The sequence below is a fragment of the Actinophytocola sediminis genome, assembly GCF_054779715.1.
In genome coordinates, this window is sequence record NZ_BAAGXS010000035.1 from 214,278 (window position 1) to 233,171 (window position 18,894).

16 protein-coding genes are annotated in these 18,894 nt (G+C 70.4%); 8 read left to right on the top strand and 8 right to left on the bottom strand.

Features of this window, described 5'->3' with window-relative positions:
- Positions 1–13 precede the first annotated feature (13 nt).
- The gene (locus tag ACYVIP_RS22825; protein ID WP_460399543.1) at positions 14–508 is read right to left on the bottom strand and encodes a YcxB family protein; all 495 of its coding nucleotides are present in this window, start codon (positions 506–508) and stop codon (positions 14–16) included.
- Positions 509–620: 112 nt separating this feature from the next.
- On the opposite strand from ACYVIP_RS22825, the gene ACYVIP_RS22830 reads away from it, so the two are divergent.
- From ACYVIP_RS22830 to ACYVIP_RS22845, 4 genes are all read left to right on the top strand, one after another.
- A complete protein-coding gene (locus ACYVIP_RS22830; protein WP_460399545.1) occupies positions 621–2,024 on the top strand; it encodes a sigma 54-interacting transcriptional regulator in 1,404 nt (467 codons plus the stop codon).
- Positions 2,025–2,226: 202 nt separating this feature from the next.
- Positions 2,227–4,170, top strand: a complete 1,944-nt coding sequence (locus ACYVIP_RS22835; protein ID WP_460399547.1) for a vWA domain-containing protein — start codon at positions 2,227–2,229, stop codon at positions 4,168–4,170.
- A gap of 35 nt (positions 4,171–4,205) precedes the next feature.
- The gene (locus ACYVIP_RS22840; protein ID WP_460399549.1) at positions 4,206–5,408 is read left to right on the top strand and encodes a nucleotidyl cyclase domain-containing protein; all 1,203 of its coding nucleotides are present in this window, start codon (positions 4,206–4,208) and stop codon (positions 5,406–5,408) included.
- A gap of 69 nt (positions 5,409–5,477) precedes the next feature.
- The gene (locus ACYVIP_RS22845; RefSeq protein WP_460399551.1) at positions 5,478–5,672 is read left to right on the top strand and encodes a DUF397 domain-containing protein; all 195 of its coding nucleotides are present in this window, start codon (positions 5,478–5,480) and stop codon (positions 5,670–5,672) included.
- Here ACYVIP_RS22845 and ACYVIP_RS22850 read toward each other — a convergent pair.
- The 4 genes from ACYVIP_RS22850 to ACYVIP_RS22865 form a co-directional block, all read right to left on the bottom strand.
- Complete coding sequence (locus ACYVIP_RS22850) at positions 5,657–6,682, bottom strand: 5'-methylthioadenosine/S-adenosylhomocysteine nucleosidase family protein (RefSeq protein ID WP_460399553.1); 1,026 nt, start codon at positions 6,680–6,682, stop codon at positions 5,657–5,659. The genes ACYVIP_RS22845 and ACYVIP_RS22850 overlap by 16 nt on opposite strands.
- A 22-nt stretch (positions 6,683–6,704) precedes the next feature.
- The gene (locus tag ACYVIP_RS22855) at positions 6,705–7,565 is read right to left on the bottom strand and encodes a helix-turn-helix domain-containing protein (RefSeq protein WP_460399555.1); all 861 of its coding nucleotides are present in this window, start codon (positions 7,563–7,565) and stop codon (positions 6,705–6,707) included.
- A 234-nt stretch (positions 7,566–7,799) separates the two neighbouring features.
- Positions 7,800–8,744, bottom strand: coding sequence for an ABC transporter permease (locus tag ACYVIP_RS22860; protein WP_460399557.1), 945 nt, complete (start codon positions 8,742–8,744; stop codon positions 7,800–7,802).
- A 116-nt stretch (positions 8,745–8,860) separates the two neighbouring features.
- Positions 8,861–11,734, bottom strand: a complete 2,874-nt coding sequence (locus ACYVIP_RS22865) for an alpha/beta fold hydrolase (RefSeq protein ID WP_460399559.1) — start codon at positions 11,732–11,734, stop codon at positions 8,861–8,863.
- 281 nt (positions 11,735–12,015) lie between these two features.
- On the opposite strand from ACYVIP_RS22865, the gene ACYVIP_RS22870 reads away from it, so the two are divergent.
- A complete protein-coding gene (locus tag ACYVIP_RS22870; protein ID WP_460399561.1) occupies positions 12,016–13,185 on the top strand; it encodes a TerC family protein in 1,170 nt (389 codons plus the stop codon).
- On the opposite strand, the gene ACYVIP_RS22875 is transcribed toward ACYVIP_RS22870, so the two are convergent.
- Both ACYVIP_RS22875 and ACYVIP_RS22880 read right to left on the bottom strand, forming a co-directional pair.
- The gene (locus tag ACYVIP_RS22875) at positions 13,170–13,823 is read right to left on the bottom strand and encodes an RES family NAD+ phosphorylase (protein ID WP_460399563.1); all 654 of its coding nucleotides are present in this window, start codon (positions 13,821–13,823) and stop codon (positions 13,170–13,172) included. The genes ACYVIP_RS22870 and ACYVIP_RS22875 overlap by 16 nt on opposite strands.
- A 100-nt stretch (positions 13,824–13,923) precedes the next feature.
- Entirely contained in the window at positions 13,924–14,508 is a 585-nt protein-coding gene (locus ACYVIP_RS22880; protein ID WP_460399565.1) for a DNA-binding protein, read from the bottom strand.
- A 122-nt stretch (positions 14,509–14,630) separates the two neighbouring features.
- Between ACYVIP_RS22880 and ACYVIP_RS22885 the strand changes: the two genes are divergently transcribed.
- Genes ACYVIP_RS22885 through ACYVIP_RS22895 form a run of 3 tightly spaced genes read left to right on the top strand, consistent with a single transcriptional unit; the run spans position 14,631 to position 18,266 of the window.
- The gene (locus tag ACYVIP_RS22885; RefSeq protein WP_460399567.1) at positions 14,631–16,196 is read left to right on the top strand and encodes a sugar ABC transporter ATP-binding protein; all 1,566 of its coding nucleotides are present in this window, start codon (positions 14,631–14,633) and stop codon (positions 16,194–16,196) included.
- Positions 16,197–16,198: 2 nt separating this feature from the next.
- Complete coding sequence (locus tag ACYVIP_RS22890; RefSeq protein ID WP_460399686.1) at positions 16,199–17,227, top strand: ABC transporter permease; 1,029 nt, start codon at positions 16,199–16,201, stop codon at positions 17,225–17,227.
- Positions 17,228–17,258: 31 nt separating this feature from the next.
- Positions 17,259–18,266 (top strand): substrate-binding domain-containing protein, encoded by a 1,008-nt coding sequence (locus ACYVIP_RS22895; protein WP_460399569.1) that lies wholly within the window; start codon positions 17,259–17,261, stop codon positions 18,264–18,266.
- A 209-nt stretch (positions 18,267–18,475) separates the two neighbouring features.
- On the opposite strand, the gene ACYVIP_RS22900 is transcribed toward ACYVIP_RS22895, so the two are convergent.
- Positions 18,476–18,739 carry a type II toxin-antitoxin system Phd/YefM family antitoxin gene (locus ACYVIP_RS22900; protein ID WP_460399572.1) on the bottom strand — a complete coding sequence of 88 codons (264 nt, stop codon included), beginning with the start codon at positions 18,737–18,739 and terminating at the stop codon, positions 18,476–18,478.
- Between the last annotated feature and the right edge of the window lie 155 nt (positions 18,740–18,894).

An 18,894-nucleotide genomic window follows, 5' to 3' on the forward strand; every position in this document is an offset into this window, starting at 1 on the left:
AGGAATGATCGCCCTACTTTGTGTGCATCGGACCGACCTGGCGGCCGAGCAGCTCACGAAATCGGAGCAACTCCGCCTGGTCGTCGAACGCCCGCAGTGGCACCGGGAACAGCGCGGCGGCCTCCTCGGTGCGCAACACGAAACTACGCCGGGTCTCCAGCCAGCCGGTCAGCGTCGACCAGCGCAGGTCGCTGTAGGCGGTGCCGTCCACGGTCATCACCCGCAGGGACTGCTCGTCCGCGGTCGCGGTCACCGTCGAGGCCGCCACCGGGTTGCGGCGGAACGACGAGTACACGCCGAGCACCGGCAACGCGCCGATGACCACCGCGCAGCCGACGCCGAACAGTCCGGGGACGGGTTCGCCGAGGAGCAACAGCACCGCGCCGAACACCGCGAGCGCGGCGGCGAACCACGGCGTCCACCGGTACAGCGGGGTCACCGCGCGCACCGCGTCGCTCCAGTCGGCCGGCTGCGGATTCCACCGCAGCTCGAGCTGGTTTTCGGCCATGGTTGGCAAACTAGTGCCATCGCCGGTCCCGTAGGGGTCCGGGTCGTGGACAGCCGGTAGCTGGAGTCGCTCCACGTCGACCCGTCGGCGGAGTTTGCGTAGCGTCAGGACCGTGACAGGACCCGAGAACCTCCCGCGGACCGCGGGAGAGCTGCGCGCGGCGGGGTACGCGCCGCGCGGCGTCAAGACCGAGATTCGTGAGAACCTGCTGACCGCGCTGCGTGCCGGGCGCAACCCGTGGCCGGGCATCGTCGGCTTCGACCGCACCGTCTTACCCCAGCTGGAGCGGGCGTTGCTGGCCGGGCACGACGTGGTGCTGCTCGGTGAGCGCGGGCAGGGCAAGACCAGGCTGTTACGCACGATCGTCGGCCTGCTGGACGAGTGGTCGCCGGTGATCGAGGGCGCGGAGCTCGGTGAGCACCCGTTGGACCCGATCACCCCCGCGTCCCGCCGCCGCGCGGCCGAGCTCGGCGACGCGCTGCCGGTGGCCTGGCGCCACCGCGACGAGCGGTACGCCGAGAAGCTGGCCACCCCGGACACCTCCGTCGGCGACCTGATCGGTGACGTCGACCCGGTGAAGGTCGCCGCCGGGCGCAGTCTCGGCGACCCGGAGACCATCCACTTCGGACTGGTGCCGAGGGCCCACCGGGGCATCGTCGCGGTCAACGAGCTGCCGGACCTGGCCGAGCGGATCCAGGTCGCGCTGCTGAACGTGATGGAGGAGCGGGACATCCAGGTCCGCGGCTACACGCTGCGGCTGCCGCTGGACGTGTTGCTGGTCGCGACGTCCAACCCGGAGGACTACACCAACCGGGGGCGGATCATCACCCCGCTCAAGGACCGGTTCGGCGCCGAGGTGCTCACCCACTACCCGCTGACCGTGGCCGCCGAGGTCGAGGTGATCAAGCAGGAGGCCGAGCTGCTCGCCGAGGTCGGCGACCCGCTGCTGGAGGTGCTGGCCAGGTTCGTGCGCAACCTGCGCGAGTCGCCGGCGATCGACCAGCGGTCCGGGGTGTCGGCGCGGTTCGCGGTGGCCGCCGCGGAGACGGTGTCGGCCGCCGCGCTGCGCCGGTCCGCGCTGATCGGCGAGGACCCGGCCGTTGCCCGCCCGATCGACCTGGACGCGGTGCCCTCGGTGCTGCGCGGCAAGCTGGAGTTCGAGTCCGGCGAGGAGGGCCGGGAGGTCGAGCACCTGGTGCACCTGCTGCGCCGCGCGGTCGCCGAGACGGCCAAGGACAAGTTCGCCGGCCTGGACCTCAAGCCGCTGGTGGACGCGGTCGTGGACGGTCACCTGGTGGCCACCGGTGAGCGGGTGCCGGGCAGCGAGGTGCTGGCGGCGTTACCGGAGCTGCCGGTGCTGCACGAGGTCGCCACGCGGCTGGACGTCCGGCCGACCGACCCGCCAGGCCGGATCGCCGCCGCCGTGGAACTGGCCCTGGAGTCGCTGTACCTGCGTCGCCGGTTGGCCAAGGACTCCAGCGAGAACGCCGACGGCACCACGGTGTACGGACCGTGAGCGAGAGCGGAGTCGCGTACTTCGAGGACAGTTCCCAACCTCGCCGGCGACAGCTTGGCGAGGTGGTTGCGACCCGAGCCGGCTCGTTGCCAACTGTCCTCGCCGCCTGGACTGACGAGCAGCGCAGGCGCGTCAGCGCCGAGCAGCGGAGGAGGGAAGGCGGCGTGTTAGCGACGGAGCGAAGCGAACCGAGGTCAACGCCATGAGTCTGCCGGATCGGTTCGATTACGGGCCGTGGCATGACGGGCCGGATCCGTTGGCGCCGCCGGTCGACCTGCGGGAGGCGTTGGACGCGATCGGGCAGGACGTGTTGGACGGCCGGTCGCCGCGCTCGGCGCTGGAGGAACTGCTGCGCCGGGGCACGCCGAACACCTCCGGTCTCGACGAGCTGACCAGACGGCTCTGGGAACGGCGCGCGCAGATTCAGCGCCGGCACAACCTCGACGGCACGCTGCGCGAGGTGCGCGAGCTGCTGGCCGAGGCGTTGCGCGCGGAGAAGGCGGCGCTGTTCCCCGACCCGGACGACGACGCCCGGTTCCGGGAGGCCCAGCTCGACGCGCTCCCCTCGGGCACCGCGGCGGCGGTCCGGGAGCTGGCCGAGTACGACTGGCGCTCCGAACAGGCCCGCGAGTCCTACCGCAAGATCCAGGACCTGCTCGGCCAGGAACTGCTGGAGTCGCGGTTCCAGGGCATGAAGGACGCCCTGTCGAACATGTCCCAGGAGGACACCGAGCGCATCCGCCGGATGATGGCCGACCTCAACGAGCTGCTGCTGGCCCACCTGCGCGGCGAGGACACCACCACCAAGTTCGGCGAGTTCATGCGCCAGCACGGCGAGTTCTTCCCGGAGAACCCGCGCAATACCGAGGAGCTGATCGACGCGCTGGCCCAGCGGTCGGCCGCCGCGCAGCGCATGCTGAACTCGATGTCCGACCAGCAGCGGGCCGAGCTGGCCGAGCTGATGGGCAACGCGTTCGGCGACCCGCGACTGGTCGAGCAGGTCGCCTCGCTGGACGCGAACCTGCGCGCGCTGCGGCCGGGGGAGGACTGGACCGGCTCGGCCCGCTTCCGCGGCAACCAGCCGCTCGGCCTCGGTGAGGGCGCGCAGGCGATGGCCGACCTGGCGGAGATCGACGCGCTGGCCGAGCAGCTTGGGCAGTCCTATCCCGGCGCGCGGCTGGAGGACATCGACCTGGAGGCGCTGGAGCGCCAGCTCGACGAGGACTCGTCGGTCGACGCCCGCAGGCTGGCCGAGCTGGAACGTGAGCTGCGCGCCCAGGGCCTGCTTGAGCGTGCCCCGGACGGCTCGCTTCGGTTGTCCCCCAAGGCATTGCGCCGGCTCGGGCAGAGCGCGCTCAAGGACGTGGTGAACGCCGTGCGCCGGCAGGGCCAGCGCGACGCCCGGCAGGCGGGCGCGGCCGGTGAGCCGACGGGTGCCACCCGGCCGTGGCAGTTCGGCGACACCGAGCCGTGGGACGTGCCCCGGACCGTGCGCAACGCGGTCATGCGCACCGCCTCAACGGGGCCGGTGTCCCTCGATGTGGTGGATGTCGAGGTGACCGAGACCGAGCAGCGGGCCAGGGCCGCGGTCGCGTTGTGCGTGGACACGTCGTGGTCGATGGTGCAGGACGGCCGGTGGGTGCCGATGAAGCGCACCGCGCTGGCGCTGCACCAGCTGATCACCACCCGGTTCCGCACCGACGCGCTGCAGCTGGTCACCTTCGGCCGGCACGCCCGCACGGTGGATCTCGCCGAGCTGGTCGGGCTGGAGGGGGTGTGGGAGCAGGGCACGAACCTGCACCACGCGCTGCTGCTGGCCGGCCGGCACCTGCGCCGGCATCCGGACGCGCATCCGGTGGTGCTGGTGGTGACCGACGGCGAGCCGACGGCCCACCTCGAACGGGACGGCGAGGCGGAGTTCAGCTACCCGCCGCTGCCGGCGACCCTGCGCAAGACGGTGGCCGAGGTGGACGCGCTGGCCAAGCTCGGTGCGTCGGTGTCGGTGTTCATGCTCGGCGAGGACCCCAAGCTGGCGGAGTTCGTCAACCTGATCGCCCGGCGCAGCGGCGGCCGGGTGGTGAACCCGGATCTGGACGGGCTCGGCGCCGCGGTGGTCGGCGACTACCTGCGCAGCAGGCGGGTGTGAGCGGGCCGGGAACGGGCGCTGCCTAGAGTGAGTCCGTGGCGTTTCGCCCCGGGCACACCTACGACAACGTCTACCTGCTGGTGGTGGACGCGTCTGGCTACTCCAGCGTCGTGCGGCACAACCCGCTCGACCGGGCGGCGCACGCGTTCGATCTGCTGCGCGAGCGCACCGTCGCCCGGGTCAGCGAGCTGGCCGCGGCGCACGGCTGCGCCCGCGCCGACCTGTGGTCGTGGCGCGGCGACGGCGGGATGCTCGCCGTGCACGACGAGAGCGAGAGCGTCGCGCGGGACGTGGCGCTGGCCGCGGCCAGGGACATCCTGCGGGTCGACCTGCCGGCCGTGCGCGAGGAGCTGAGCCACACCGAGCTGCGCGGGGAGCTGCGGCTGCGGGTGGCCGTGCACAAGGGCACCATCCGCTACACCGAGGACGGCCGGACCGGCGCGATCCACTCGCCGGTGATCAACCTCGCGGCGCACCTGGAGGAGCTGACCCCGCCGGACTGCCTCGCGGTGTCCGAGGCGGTGTACCAGGTCGCCGGCCCGCATGCCGAGCACTTCGTGTTCGTCGGCGACCACGAGCGCAGCAACGTCTACCTGATGACCCCGTCCGGCACGGCGCGCGACGCCCGCCGGGCGTGGCTGGCCAAGGCCGGGCTTGCCGGAAGCACGCCGGTGTTCGCCCAGCCCCAGCGGCCAAGCCAGCTGGAGAAGGTGCGCTTGGTGCGCGCCGCGCACGCCGACGTCCTCGACCTGGGCACCGGGTTGCGCACGTCCTCGGGTTACCTGACCACCGCGGAACGTCCGGCGCACTACCGGGACGAGGTGCTGGCGTTCCTCGCGCGCGGCGGCACCTACCGGTGTGTGCTGTTGGATCCGGACTGCGCGGCGACGGCGACGCTCGCGGAATATCGCGGCGAGGACCTGCCGGCGAAGATCAGGAATTCGATCGTCGCGTTCGGACGTTTCAAAGAACGCCACGGCGCGGTGACCGATAATCTGCACGTGTACCAGACGCGCGCCTTTCCCGGATTCGCCGCGATTGCCGTCGACCTGAACTCGGCGGACGCCATGATCCTCTATTCGCCGTACCTGATGAGCATGAAGATCCCCGGTATCCACGTCGAACACGGTGATTCCCCGCATTACCTGGCGACCACGTCATCGGGCCGGCTGCTGCCCGACATCGCGGCGCTGATCCAGGCCGTGGTGACCCCGGCGACCCTGGAACGGGTGCTGTAGTCAGTTACGCTCAGGTCAGAGCTCTTCACCAGCCGGCACGTTCCGGTGCCCGCGACCTGGGAGGTGCGCATGGCCGTATGGCGGAAGAGCAGCGCGAGCAACAGCAATGGCGGGGATTGCGTCGAACTGGCCGCGATACCGGGCGCGGTACTGGTGCGCGACTCCAAGGACCGCGCCGCCCGGCCGCTGCGATTCCCCAGCGCGGAATGGCGGATGTTCCTCGCCGGCCCGCCCACCGGAAAACATCACTACGAGTACGCGTAGCCGTTGGGCAGTTCCAGCGGCAGGCATTTGCTCAGCATCGTGCGCACATAAGCCGCGGCGGTGAGCGAGGCGTACCGGCGCCAGGCGTCGTCGCGGTGTCCGTCGCCGTAGTCGCTGATCCCGCGGACGACGAACCATTCCTTGCCGTTGAGGAAGCTGCTGCGGCCGATGCCGGCGCCCTCCATCTCCACGGCGAGAAAACCGTGTCTGGTGGCGAGTTCGTCGCGGGTGGCCACGTCCCGCAGCGAGATGTCCGCGCTGCCGATCGATCCGTAGTGCACCTTGGGCATGCCGCCCCGGGGGTGCCCGCTGAGGTTGCGCCGTGGGTGGGGGAGCGGGTCGCCTGCCCGGTCACGCAGCACGTCGGTGTGCTGTGGGGGCCTGCCGTACCCGGTCAGGTTGGCTGGCCGCCCTTTGCCAAGCCAGGTCTCCCACGGTCGTTGGCCACCGAGTTCGTCGGCCTTGAGGAGGTCCGCGCACCGGACGAACCGGGGTGACGGGCGGGGGAACTGCCGGCGTGGCTGGTCGCCGTCGGCGACGCTGCGCACGTGGCCGTAGTCGACGACTCCCTGGGTGGCCACCACGACGTCACCGAGCCGGACGTGGTGGTCTGGCCGTTGCCGGTTCGGGATGCCGGCCGCGATGCCGACCATGAGCACGGCGGTGACCGTCGGAAAGCTGCGCAGCAGATGCGTACACCCGGCGGCCGCCGCGTCGGTGGCGGTCTCGCCGAGCAGGGTCAGCGCGGCGTGGTGGCGCTGCCCGGCCTCCCGGCTGGGGACCGAGCCGAGTACGTAGGTCGCGGGGTCCCTGGCGACGTAGTGCTCGGTCGGGGCGTCGAGCAGCGCGCGCATCGCGGCGAACTCCTCGGGGATCGCCGTGACGAGGCCGATGGTCGGGCAGGCGTGCGCGTCGACCGACTCCGGGGACCGTGGTTGCGGAAGCCGGTCGGTCCCCGACGTCGGGGTGACCGTCTGCTCGGCCTGGCTTCCGCTGTCTAACGTGGTCATCGCACGGCTGCGCCTCCTTCGTTCAGGTGCCGGGGCTGATGCCCGCCAGCACCGAGTCGATGATCTTGTCGAGGTCCTCGTCCTGGGTCGCGACCTCCTGTAGCGAGTAGAAGGCCTCCACGAACTCGCTGGTGGTCTGGAGATCGTCGCGCACGAGTGCCTCGCGGTAGGGGTCCTCGATGTTGACGATGAGGTCCTCGTCGGACGGGAACTCGAGCAGGGTGAACGACGCCCGCATCCCGATGTGCATGCCGGCGGAGAACGGGATGACGCGAATGCTGATGTTGGGCTGCCTGGCCATCTCCTTGAGGTGGACCAGTTGCGCGCGAGCCACCGCCGGCCCGCCGATCCAGCGGTGCAGGGCGGCCTCGTCGATGATGAACCAGATCTCGCGGCCCGCGTCCGGGTCGAGGATCTGCTGGCGGCGCTTGCGGATGCGGACGCTGCGCTCGATCTTCTCCTCGTCGGACTCGTAGCCGCGGATGATCGCCCTGGTGTAGTCCTCGATCTGGAGCAACCCCGGCACGACGTAACCGATGAACTGCCGGACCCGCAGGGCGGAGTCCTCGTAGGCGATGAACTCGAGGAACTGCTGGCTGTGCACGCTGCGGTAGGCGTCCCACCACGACTTCTCCTTGGCGCGGGTGACGTCGAGCAGGCGCGTGGTCGTGTCCTGGTCGCTGACGCCGTAGAAGTGCAGCAGCGCCATCACGTCGGAGGTCGACACGTGCACGGCGCCGGTCTCGATCCGGATGACCTTGGAGACCGACCAACCGAGGGAGTCCGCGACCGCCCGCTGGGTGTGGCCGGTGGTGTCCCGCATCCGGCGCAGCTCGGCGCGAAGCCGTCGCTGCTGCATCACCTGGCTGGCGCCCTCTGCCATGACATCTCCCTCGACGCGCGTCCTGCCGGAATGCCACTAGCAGAACGCCACGTGGCAGAATGATACCTCCGAAAAGGCATGCGGCACCGTAGCAGCTGTCAAAACGATAGGCGCGGAATGTCGACTGGCATTCACTCGATCAGGCAGCGGTGCTCGAGCACGGGTGTCGACACACTCGTACGCCGTGGCGGCAGGCGCCACCACGGCGTACGAGGTCAGCTGTCGGCGGTCGGGCTACGAGGTGACGTCCTTGGTGCGGAACCGCCGGGCCGCGAGCAGTCCGAAGATCGCCGCGTAGGTCACCGCGGAGAACGCGCCGGCCGCCATGTTCGACCAGTCGATGTCGGTGGAGATCAGGTCGGACCAGGCGAACGCGTAGTGCGTCGGCAGGTAGTCGCGCAGCCCCTCCAACGCGGTGATCTGGTCGAGGATCTGCGACAGGATCGCCACCAGCACCGTGCCGCCGACCGCGCCGAGCGGCGCGTCGGTCGACACCGTGAGGAACAGCGCGAGGCCCGCCACCCACAGCAGGTGGATCGCCAGGTAGATGACCGTGAACAGCAACGCGAGCATCGCCTGGTCGAACGAGATCGCGTCCCCGGTCGGGCTCACCGCCTCGCCCGTGCCGTAGAAGAGCACGCCGACCAGCAGCGACACCGCCGGCAGCAGGATCACCGCCAGCAGCGACAGCAGCCCGGAGGTGATCGCCTTCTGGCGCATCAGCCGGTGCCGGGGGATCGGCATCGCCAGCAGGTACTTCAGGCTCGACCAGGACGCCTCGCTGGCGATCGTGTCGCCGAAGAACAGCGCCACGATCATCGGCAGCAGGAAGCTCGACACGGCGAACAGCACGAACACCACGAAGTTCGGCGCGCTGGAGGTCGCCAGGTCGACGAAGCCGCCGGAGCGCTGCCCGGTCGCGTCGGTGCCGAACTCGAAGGCCGCCCACAGGATCCACGGCAGCAGCACCAGGAAGCCGAGCACCAACTGCACCCGCCGCCGCCGAAGCTGGCGAGCCAGCTCGACCCGCAGCCGCAACGTCCGCCGCGCCTTGTAGCCGACCACCGACCCGTCCGGCGCGACCTCGATCTTCTCGTGCGCCGCCGCATCCGTCAGCTGCGCAAGCGCAGCCGGATCGGTATGGACGTCCGCCTCCCCGGATTTTTCCCTTGTGGTCACGTTGTGTGAATCCCGTTCGGTATGGTGCGTACCAGTGGCTGGGTCGCGTCCCGTTCCCCTTGGGTGCGGCTGTTGAGCACTCGGTTCGTGCTGGCTCTCTTCGCGGGGTCCAGTGTTCATGGTCGGCTTTCCTCTCCGACCAGTTGCAGGAAGGCGTCTTCCAGGCGGCGGCGGGGGCCTGCCTGTTCGACCGCGACGCCGGCCCGGACCAGCGTGGCCAGTGCCTCCGCGCGCGGCAGACCGTTCAGGTCCGCGTGCACCAGCGGCCCATCGACCACCACGTCGTGGACGCCGTCGGCCTCGCGCAGCAGGTCGGCCGCGTCCGTCGGGCGGTCGACCCGGAACGTCGCCTCGCTCGCGCCGCCGACGATCGACTCCACCGGGCCGCTCGCGACCAGCTTGCCGTGGTGCATCACGACCACGTGGTCACAGGTCTGCTCGACCTCGGCCAGCAGGTGCGAGGACACCAGCACCGTGCGGCCGGCCGACGCGTACCGCTGCAGCACCTCGCGCATCTGGTGGATCTGGGGCGGGTCGAGCCCGTTGGTCGGTTCGTCGAGTACCAGCAGGTCCGGCAGGCCGAGCATCGCCTGCGCGATCGCCAGCCGCTGGCGCATGCCCTGGCTGTAGGTCCGGACCCGGCGGTGCACCGCGTCCCCGAGGCCGGCGATCTCCAGCGCCTCGGTGAAGTGCGCCTTGTCGGTCGGCCGTCCGGTGGCCGCCCAGTACAGCTCCAGGTTCGCCTGTCCGGACAGGTGCGGCAGGAAGCCGGCGCCCTCGACGAACGAGCCGATCCGGGACAGCACCGGCGCGCCGGCGTACACCCGGTGACCGAACACCCTGATGTGGCCGTCGGTGGGCCTGATCAGCCCCATCAGCATCCGCAGCGACGTCGTCTTGCCGGCGCCGTTCGGGCCGAGCAGCCCGAGCACCTGCCCGCGCTCCACCCGGAAGGACAGGTCGTCGACCGCCTTCACCTTGCCGGGGTAGGACTTCGACAGGTTCTCGATCACCAGCGGCACGTCGTCCAGCGCGGTGTCGTGGTCGACCGACCGGCGACGCCGGATGGCGCCGACGATGCTCGCCAGCACGACCACCCCGAGCACGATCCCGATCCCGACCAACGGACCGGCCGGCGGCCCGGTGTCGGAGTTGGTGCCGGTGACCACCGGCGCCTCGATGGCGGCCGCGTCCTCCACCAGCGACACCCGGTAGGCGGCCGCCTGGGCCGGTGTGGCGTAGGCCTGGTCGGTGGTGCTGACCACCAGCTCGACCCGGCGGTCGGTCTCGATCGGCCGGACGATCCCCGGCAGCGTGACGGTGACCTCGACCGGGCTGCCGTCGGCCGGCAGCGCCGGGATCCGCAGCGGCGAGACCGCCGAGCCGGGCAGCAGCCGGATCCCGTCCTTGCCGACGTCGTAGAGCTTCGCGAACAGCACCGCGCCATCCGGCGCCGGCATTCCCGGCATGCCGGCGACCCGCAGCCGGACCGTCGGCGAGCCGGCGATCAGCAGCTGGTTGTTCACCGGCCGGCTGGCGAACCGCGCGGCCTGGCCGGGTAGGTCGATCGCCAGCCTGCCGGCCAGCCGCGACGAACTGCCGATCACCGCGCCGAGACCGGGCATGCTGCTCACCGACGCCGGGTTGCCGCCCGGCGGGTTGATGATCGTCTGCTCCGGGCCGTAGAGCGGCACCCGGCGGCGCTCGGTCTCGCCCGCGCCGTCGATGCCCGGGTAGGTGCCGGTCGACACGGTGCGCACCGAGGGCGCGCCCTGCACCCGCAGCGCACCCTGCACGGCGTACTCGAAGCCCGCGCCGGGGTCGGTGCCCCGGCCGCGCAGGTGGAAGTCGAACCAGTCGGCGATCTTGCCGCGCAGGCCGGGGCCCGGCTGGCCGCCGTCGTGCCCGCCGGTGTACCAGATGACCCGGACCTTGCCGCCGGCTGCCGCGATCTGCCGCGCGGTCGCGTCGGACTGGTCGAGCCCGAACAGGGTGTCCTGCTCGCCCTGCACCAGCAGGGTCGGCTGGGTGATGTTGGCGGTCACCGTGCTCGGCGAGACCGAGCGCAGCAGGTCGACGGTCTGCTGGCTGGCCCGGCCGGTGGTGGCCACCTCGGCGTAGGCCGCGCAGAAGTCCTCGCGGAACTTGCCGCACGGGTCGCCGGGGTCGATGCCGCCGCCGGTCGGGGCCCCGCCCTGGGGAGCCGCGCCGTCCTCGGCTGGCGCCTCGGCCGGTGCGCCGCCCGGGTTCGCCGGCGCGTCCGCGTCGTCGTCCTCGTCGCCGGCCTCGACCGCGTCGGTGCTCGGGTCGAGCCCGGAACCGCCGACCCCGGCGGCGAAGAAGATGCCCGCCCAGGACCGCTTGAACACGCCGTTGTCGGCGAAGGCGTTGGCCGCCGGGGTGTTGGGCAGTGTGCCGGTGGTGGCCGAGTTGGGCAGCAGCGCCTGACTCAGGTCGTTGTAGGTGATCGTCGGCGCGAGCGCGTCGACCCGCTCGTCGGTGCCGGCCAGCAGCAGCGACAGCGCGCCGCCGTAGGAGCCGCCGGTGACGCCGACCTTCGGGTCGCCATCGGCGTCGGTGACCACTTCCGGCTGTTCGGCGAGCCAGCTGACCAGCTCGCTCGCGTCGGCGACCTCGGCTTCGGGGGCGTTCAGCGCGATCTGGCCGGAGCTGCGGCCGAACCCGCGGGCCGAGTAGGCCAGCGTGACGAACCCGCGCTGGGCGAGTTCGCGGGCCTCGGCGTCGACGCTGTCCTTGCTGCCGCCGAACCCGTGCGCGACGATCACCGCGGGCGCCGGGGTCTGTTCTGGCAGATAGAGTGTGGCGTCGAGGCGGATGCTGGCGTCCGCGCCGGTGAGGGTTTCGTCCCTGGTACGGACTTGGGCCGGCTCGTCGCCACTGTTGAGCCAGACCACGCCGCCTGCGGCGACGACCGCGACGGCCACGCCGAGCAGGAGCCATCGCAGGACGGAACGGGAGATTCGGGGCACGGCATGACCGTATTCGACCGATCCTGAGAGTAGCTGAGAGCCCCCGCAGCGTTCCCGGACCGATTCGTCCTCAATGTCCGCAAATGTGATCTAGGACAACTGGTGCCGACTGGTGTGTTCGCGATCAGCACGGGACAATGACGGAGTTGTGGAGGGGAGTATTCCTTCGCGTCGACGTCGTCAACACGGATCTTCCGTATGGATCCCGGCGTCGGCGGCCAGTGACCCGCTGGCGGGAGAGACCTCCGGTCGTCAACGACGTTGGACCGGAGGTTCCCTGTATGAACGTGCCCGTATGGATCTGGCTCGCCACGGTGGCTGGGCTGATCGTGTTGCTCGTCATCGACCTGGTGATCGTCGATCGCAAGCCACACGAGGTCACGGTCGGCGAGGCAGCCAGGTGGGTGGCCTTCTACGTCGCCTGCGCCCTGCTGTTCGGCGTCGCCATCTGGACGTTCTCCGGCGCTACCTTCGCCGGTGAGTACTTCGCTGGCTACATCACCGAGTACTCGCTGTCGGTCGACAACCTGTTCATCTTCCTGGTGATCATGTCGGCGTTCAAGGTGCCGGCGATCCACCAGCACAAGGTGTTGCTGATCGGCATCGTGCTCGCGCTGGTCCTGCGCAGCATCTTCATCGCGGTCGGCGCCGCGGCCATCGCGCAGTTCAGCTGGGTGTTCTACGTGTTCGGCGCGTTCCTCGTCTACACCGCGGTCAAGCTGTCGAAGTCCAACCTCGGCAAGGAGGACGACGAGGACTACGAGGAGAACCGGGTCACCAAGTGGGCCCGCAAGCTCTTCCCGGTGACCGAGGACTACCAGGACGCCAAGATCTTCACCAAGATCGACGGCCGGCGCTTCGCGACCCCGATGTTCGTGGTGATGATCGCGATCGGCTCGGCCGACCTGATGTTCGCGGTGGACTCCATTCCGGCGATCTTCGGGCTGACCAAGGAGCCGTTCCTGGTCTTCGCGGCGAACGCGTTCGCGCTGATGGGCCTGCGGCAGCTGTACTTCCTGCTCGGCGGGTTGCTCAGGCGGCTGGTCTACCTGTCGATCGGGTTGGCGGTCATCCTCGGCTTCATCGGCGTGAAGATGGTGCTCGAGGCGTTGCACACCAACACGCTGGGCTTCATCAACGGTGGCGAGCCGCTGAACGTCCCGACCGTCGGCATCGAGCTGTCGTTGTCGGTGATCGTCAGCGTGCTGATCATCACCGCGGTGGCCAGCCTGCTGAAGACCCGCAAGGACGGTCGCGCGCAGACCGAGGCGTCGGCGCCGGCCGTCGGCGAGTCCGCTGGCGAACACCCAGGCGAACACCCAGGCGAACACCCAGGCGAACACCCAGGCGAACACCCAGGCGANACCCAGGCGAGCACCCCGGTGAGCCCGTTGGCGAACCGGCGGTGGAGGAGCCGGCTGACCGGCGTCCGTAGTCAGAGCAGCGTGTAGTTGAGGGAGTCGCACACCCGCGACAGCGGGAGATCCAGGCCCGGGTAGTCCAACGGGAGCAGGATGTCCGGCTGCGCGGGGAGTGCGTCCGCCGCCGGTGGGTTCCACAGGCAGACCGCCGGTTCCCCGGAGTCCATCGACGAGCGGTACCAGAGGCCGTCCAGGTCCGGGAACGCGACGCGGATCGCGCGGGCCCAGGCCTGGGTGACGTCCTTGGCGCCGCTGCTGATCTCCTGCGACGCGCCCGCCCTGGTTGGCCACAGCCCGGTCAGGTCGAGCAGGTTGAGGGTGCGTTTGGGCTGGAACACGACCAGGTGCGGGCGCCGGGTTGTCCTGTCCACAATGGACGTCTGCTGGAACACCTCGGCCACGCTGGTGCGCACCGACAGCCCGAAGTAGAGCACGCCGTGCGCCGCCGTGGCGGCCCGCTCGCCGTTGGGTCCCGGCGGGTGCGGGTCGAACCGGGCGTGGGCCAGTGGCCCGGAGTGGCGGAAGGTGTTCCAGCGCTGTTGGTGCCGGCCGGCCGCGGAGAACACGCGCACCAGGCGGGTACCGGAATGCACCGCGACGATGTCCTCGTGCGGGCGCAACATGGTCTTCAGCGCAGCGGGGGCCGGCGGCTGGGGAAGCCGTGACATTCGTCGACGTGTCTCCTGGTCGCCGGCAGCGAGGACGAACCAAGGGTAACCACTCGCCCGGTGTTCGGTAGCGGCTTCCCCCACATCCGCTGGTTCGGCGCTATTCGGGCGTGCCCAGGGTGGCGGCCAGGAGGGCGACCCTGGCCGGGTCGCCGGAGGTCAGCAGCCAGTCGCGGGGGGTGGTTGGCGCGTCGGACAACTGGAGGTCGGCCTGGGGGGTGGTCATGAAGGCGGCCACGATCAGCGGGGGCTGGTCCTCGGGGATCGCCGCGAGCACCACGTCCAGGCCGGGCAGCACGTCGGTGTTGGTGAACTGCCACACCGGCAGCCGCCAGCCGCCCCGGTCCTTCCAGCCGGCGAGCCGGTTCTCGGCGAGGCGATGGCGGATGCGGCTGGGGTCGACGTTCACCCGTTCGGCCGCGCCGGCCACCGTCAGCGCGGTGTCGCGCAGGACAGCCTGCGCGGCCACGGCGCGGGCCCGGGAGTCGCGTTCGCCCTGGTGGCGCGCGGACAGGTCGAGGCCGACGTCGGCGAGGACCGATCGCTGGGTGTCGTCGAAGTAGTCGGCCGGGTCGGGATCGGCGGGGGACAGCTGCCGGGCGGCGTCCTCGACCAGTTCGAGGAACTCGTCGGCGTCGACCCGCAGTCCCGCGCGCGCCAGCATGTTGCGAAGCGAGACAGACATGCGCCCAGGTTAGCACGTGCGTGCGGGTTCGTGCGCTCGTCCGGACGCTTGACAGTGTGCAGTGTCACCCCTAGCGTCTGGGTAATCGATTTCTCGCGCCCCCGGCTCGGCAAGAGGGATTCATGGGAGACGGTGTCAACGCGCTGGTCGAGATGATCGGCATCAGCAAGTCCTACGGTGGCGTGCGCGCCTGCCGGGAGGTCGATCTCACGATCCGCGCCGGTGAGGTGCACGCGCTGCTCGGGGAGAACGGCGCCGGCAAGTCGACGCTGATGAAGGTGCTCTCCGGCGACGTCACCGACCACACCGGCGAGATCCTGGTGAGCGGGGTGGCGCGGCGGTTCGGCGCGCCGGTCGAGGCCCAGCGGGCCGGGATCGCGATGATCCACCAGGAGCTGGACCTGGTCCCCGGCCTGTCGGTGGCGGAGAACATCTTCCTCGGCCGGGAGCCGAGGACCCGATTACGGACGGTCGACCGGCGGGCGATGAACACGATTACCCGGGGCCTGCTCGAACGCTGCGGGGTGCGCCTGGACCCCCGGCGCCCGGTGGGGGAGCTGCGTACCGGCGAACAACAGCTGGTCGCCATCGCCAAGGCGCTCTCGCTGGACGCCACGGTGCTGATCATGGACGAGCCGACCTCCGCGCTCTCGCCGGTCGAGGTCGAGCAGATGTTCACCGTCATCACCGAGCTGCGCCGGGCAGGCGCGGGCATCGTGTACATCTCCCACCGCATGGACGAGATCGGCCGGATCGCCGACCGGGCGACCGTGCTGCGCAACGGCGCGGTGGTCGAGGAGTTCGCCGCGCGCGAGCTGACCGCGGCGAAGGCCGCCGAGGCCATGGTCGGCCGGCCGGTGCAGACCCTGTTCCGCACCCGCGCGGTCGAGCCGGGCGCGGAGATCCTGGCGGTGCGCGACCTCGCGATCACGCCCCGGCGGGAGCGGCCGGGCAGGCGCGAGCCGGACGGCATCTCGCTGACCGTGCGCCGGGGCGAGATCGTCGGCGTCGGCGGACTGCTCGGCTCCGGGCGGACCGAGCTGCTCGAGACGCTGTTCGGCGCGGGCTCGCGTGGCACCCTGCACGGCGAGATCCGCCTGCGGGGCACGCCGATCCGGCCGCGCGGGCCACGCAGGGCGCTGGCCATGGGGATGGCGTTCGTGCCGGAGGACCGGCGGGTGGCCGGGCTGGCGATCGACCACTCGGTACTCGCCAACACCGTGCTGTCCATTGTGGACAAGATCGCGACCGCCGGGTTCGTGCCAAGGGCACGGGAGACCGGCGCGGTCCGCCGGATCGTCGGGGACCTCAGGGTGAAGCTCGGCTCGATCAACGACCCGGTCGGCACGCTGTCCGGCGGCAACCAGCAGAAGGTGGTGTTCGGCCGGATGTTGTTGACCGACCCGGTGTTGCTGCTGCTGGACGAGCCGACCAGGGGAGTGGACGTCGGCGCGAAGGCGGAGATCTACGCGCTGCTCGGCCAGGCCGCCGAACAGGGCATCGGGGTACTGCTCGCGTCCTCGGAGCCGGCCGAGCTGGTCGGGGTGTGCGACCGGGTGGTGGTGCTGTCCGGCGGTCGCACGGTGCGTGAGCTGGACACGAGCCACGCGGGCGAGGCCGACCTGCTGGCGGCGTCGATGGGTGCGGGCAGCACGGCGATCGCGGTGGACACGGGAGGTGTCGGGTGACGGTGTCCCAGCAGGACGATGCGCGGCCGGAGGACCGGGCGCGCGACCGCCGCCGGGAGCTGGTGGCCGCGCTGTTCCGGTTCCAGAGCCTGTTCGGGCTGGTCGCGGTGTTCGTCGTGGCGGTGGTGTTCTCGCCCCAGCACGACGGGGACCTGCTGTTCCTCAACAGCGACAACCTGTTCAACGTGGTGCGCGCGGTGTCCGAGATCGGCATCATGGCCGTGGGCATGACGTTCGTGATCCTCGTCGGCGGGATCGACCTGTCGGTCGGCGCGGTGCTCGGCCTGGCCGCCGTCGGGTCGGCCGTGCTGATGGTGGACAGCGACTTCGGGGTCGTCGCCACGGTGCTGATCGTGCTGCTCATCGGGCTCGGGTTCGGCTTCCTGCAAGGGATGGCGTCCGCGGTGTTCGGCATCCAGGCGTTCATCGTGACGCTGGCCGGCATGCAGATCGCCCGCGGGCTGGCCAGGATCTGGTCGGGCGGGCAGGGCGTCGCGATCGCCTACGGGGACGCGCCCGGCGAGGCGCCACTGGCGTTCTCGCTGCTGGGCGAGCGCACGTTCAACGGGCTGGTGCCGATTCCCGCGCTGATCTTCGCGGTGGTCGCGGTGGTCGCGATCGTGTTCCTGCGCACCAGCGCGTTCTCCCGGCACGTCTATGCCATCGGTGGCAACGAGAAGGCGGCCCGGCTGTCCGGTGTGCCGGTCACCAGGGTGAAGGTGATCGTCTTCTGCATCTGCGGCTTCCTCGCCGCACTGGCCGGCATCGTGCATGCCGGGCAGCTCAACCAGGGCAGCCCGAACGACGGCTTCGGCTACGAGCTCGACGCGATCGCCGCGGTGGTGATCGGCGGCACCAGCCTCATGGGTGGTCGCGGCTCGGTCACCGGCACGGTCGCGGGTGCGCTGCTGCTCGGTGTGCTCAACAACTTCCTCGGCCTGCACGGTGTGGACCCGAACGTGCAGCTGCTGGTGAAGGGTCTCGTGATCGTCGTCGCCGCGGGTCTGCAACGGCTTCGACCCGCTGGATAACCGCGCCGTACACAGGAAAGAAGGTAGTGAAATGGCCCGACGTCGTGCCGTGGCGACCGTGTGCACCATGGCCGCCGCGCTCGCGCTGTCCGTCGCATGTGGAACGACCAGCGAGAACAGCGGCCAGAACCAGGAAGCCGGCGGGGCGGGTGAGGAGTGCGCAGGCCAGGACGGCGAGTACACGATCGGCATGAGCCAGGCGAACGTGGCCGAGCCCTATCGCGAGCGGATGGATGACGACATCCGCACGGCCGCCGAGTCGGTGCCGCAGTTCACCGTCGAGTTCGCGGACGCCCAGCAGGACAACGCGAAGCAGGTGTCCGATGTGGAGAACTTCCTGACCAAGCAGATCGACCTGCTGATCATCAGCCCGAACGAGGCGACCCCGCTGACCTCGGTGGTGGCCAAGGCCTACAACAAGGGCATTCCGGTGATCGTGCTCGACCGCAAGGTCGACGGGGACGCCTACACGACCTGGATCGGCGCGGACAACGTGGAGATCGGCCGCACCGCCGGTGAGTACGTCGCCACGGAGCTGCTGCCCGACGGCGGCAAGGTCGGCGAGCTGCGCGGCCTGGCCGGCGCGACCCCGGCCAAGGAGCGTGGCGACGGTTTCCGTGCGGGCATCGAGGGTTCCGGCATCGAGATCATCGCCAGCTCCGACGGCGACTGGCTGCGGGAGAAGGGCCAGTCCCAGGCGGACGCGATGCTCAAGGCGAACCCGGACATCGAGGTGCTCTACGCGCACAACGACCCGATGGCCGAGGGCGCGTACCTGGCGGCGAAGGCGGCCGGCAGGGAGAAGTCGATGAAGTTCATCGGCATCGACGGCCTGCCGATCCCCTCCGGTGGCCTCAAGGCGGTGGAGCAGGGGCGGCTGTCCGCGACGCTGATCTACCCGACGGCCGGCAGGGAGGCGGTGGAGACCGCGAGGAAGCTGCTCGTCGACTGCGCCGAGGTGCCAAAGGAGCAGACGCTGGAGACCGAGCTGATCACCATCGACAACGCGGCCACGGTCTACAACGAGGCCAACGGCTGACGAGTTCGCCTGCGTGTCCGATCCCCGCGCGGACTTCAGGCTTCGTCGATCTCGATGAAGCCTTCGAGAAACGTGAAGTCCTTGATGTTTCGGGTGCAGAGGCGAGCATTGTGGGCGTGTGCTGTTGCCGCGATGAGGAGGTCCATCGCACGAGCCCGTGGTTGCCTTCCGGCACTGACCACCGCGGCGGCGAGTGTCGAGGATTGCCCTCACGCTTCGTCCCAGGGGTCGCGAAGTTTCTGGTCGACCAGCTCCCGGTCCGCTTCCCAGTCCCGATCCGGCGCGCCGATGAAGATGTCGGCGATCTCGGCAAAACTCTGCCAACGCCGTGGGCCGGCGATCGGCACCAGACGTGCGCTGGGGCGACCGGCGACGGTGATGGTGATCTCCTGGCCGGCCTCGACCTGGCGTACGAGGTCGGAAGCGTGCTGCCGCAGTTCACGCAGTCCGACGGTTATCGCGTCTGCCGTCATGGACCGATGGTGGCACAGGTGCTACCTGGGGACGGTGGGTGACCAGCGGCCGCTATGGCAGACGTTTGCGCCGTGTCCAGGTCGGCTTGCAATGTCAGGCCGAGCATTGGCCTGAGTTTCCGGAGCCGATGGACCAGACGACCCAAGCCGGACAT

Coding starts and splice junctions, on each gene's coding strand:
- ACYVIP_RS22895 (WP_460399569.1), top strand. CDS start 17,259: ATGGCCCGACGTCGTGCCGTGGCGACCGTGTGCACCATGGCCGCCGCG.
- ACYVIP_RS22875 (WP_460399563.1), bottom strand. CDS start 13,823: ATGTCACGGCTTCCCCAGCCGCCGGCCCCCGCTGCGCTGAAGACCATG.
- ACYVIP_RS22845 (WP_460399551.1), top strand. CDS start 5,478: ATGGCCGTATGGCGGAAGAGCAGCGCGAGCAACAGCAATGGCGGGGAT.
- ACYVIP_RS22885 (WP_460399567.1), top strand. CDS start 14,631: ATGGGAGACGGTGTCAACGCGCTGGTCGAGATGATCGGCATCAGCAAG.
- ACYVIP_RS22835 (WP_460399547.1), top strand. CDS start 2,227: ATGAGTCTGCCGGATCGGTTCGATTACGGGCCGTGGCATGACGGGCCG.
- ACYVIP_RS22880 (WP_460399565.1), bottom strand. CDS start 14,508: ATGTCTGTCTCGCTTCGCAACATGCTGGCGCGCGCGGGACTGCGGGTC.
- ACYVIP_RS22850 (WP_460399553.1), bottom strand. CDS start 6,682: ATGACCACGTTAGACAGCGGAAGCCAGGCCGAGCAGACGGTCACCCCG.
- ACYVIP_RS22900 (WP_460399572.1), bottom strand. CDS start 18,739: ATGACGGCAGACGCGATAACCGTCGGACTGCGTGAACTGCGGCAGCAC.
- ACYVIP_RS22855 (WP_460399555.1), bottom strand. CDS start 7,565: ATGGCAGAGGGCGCCAGCCAGGTGATGCAGCAGCGACGGCTTCGCGCC.
- ACYVIP_RS22825 (WP_460399543.1), bottom strand. CDS start 508: ATGGCCGAAAACCAGCTCGAGCTGCGGTGGAATCCGCAGCCGGCCGAC.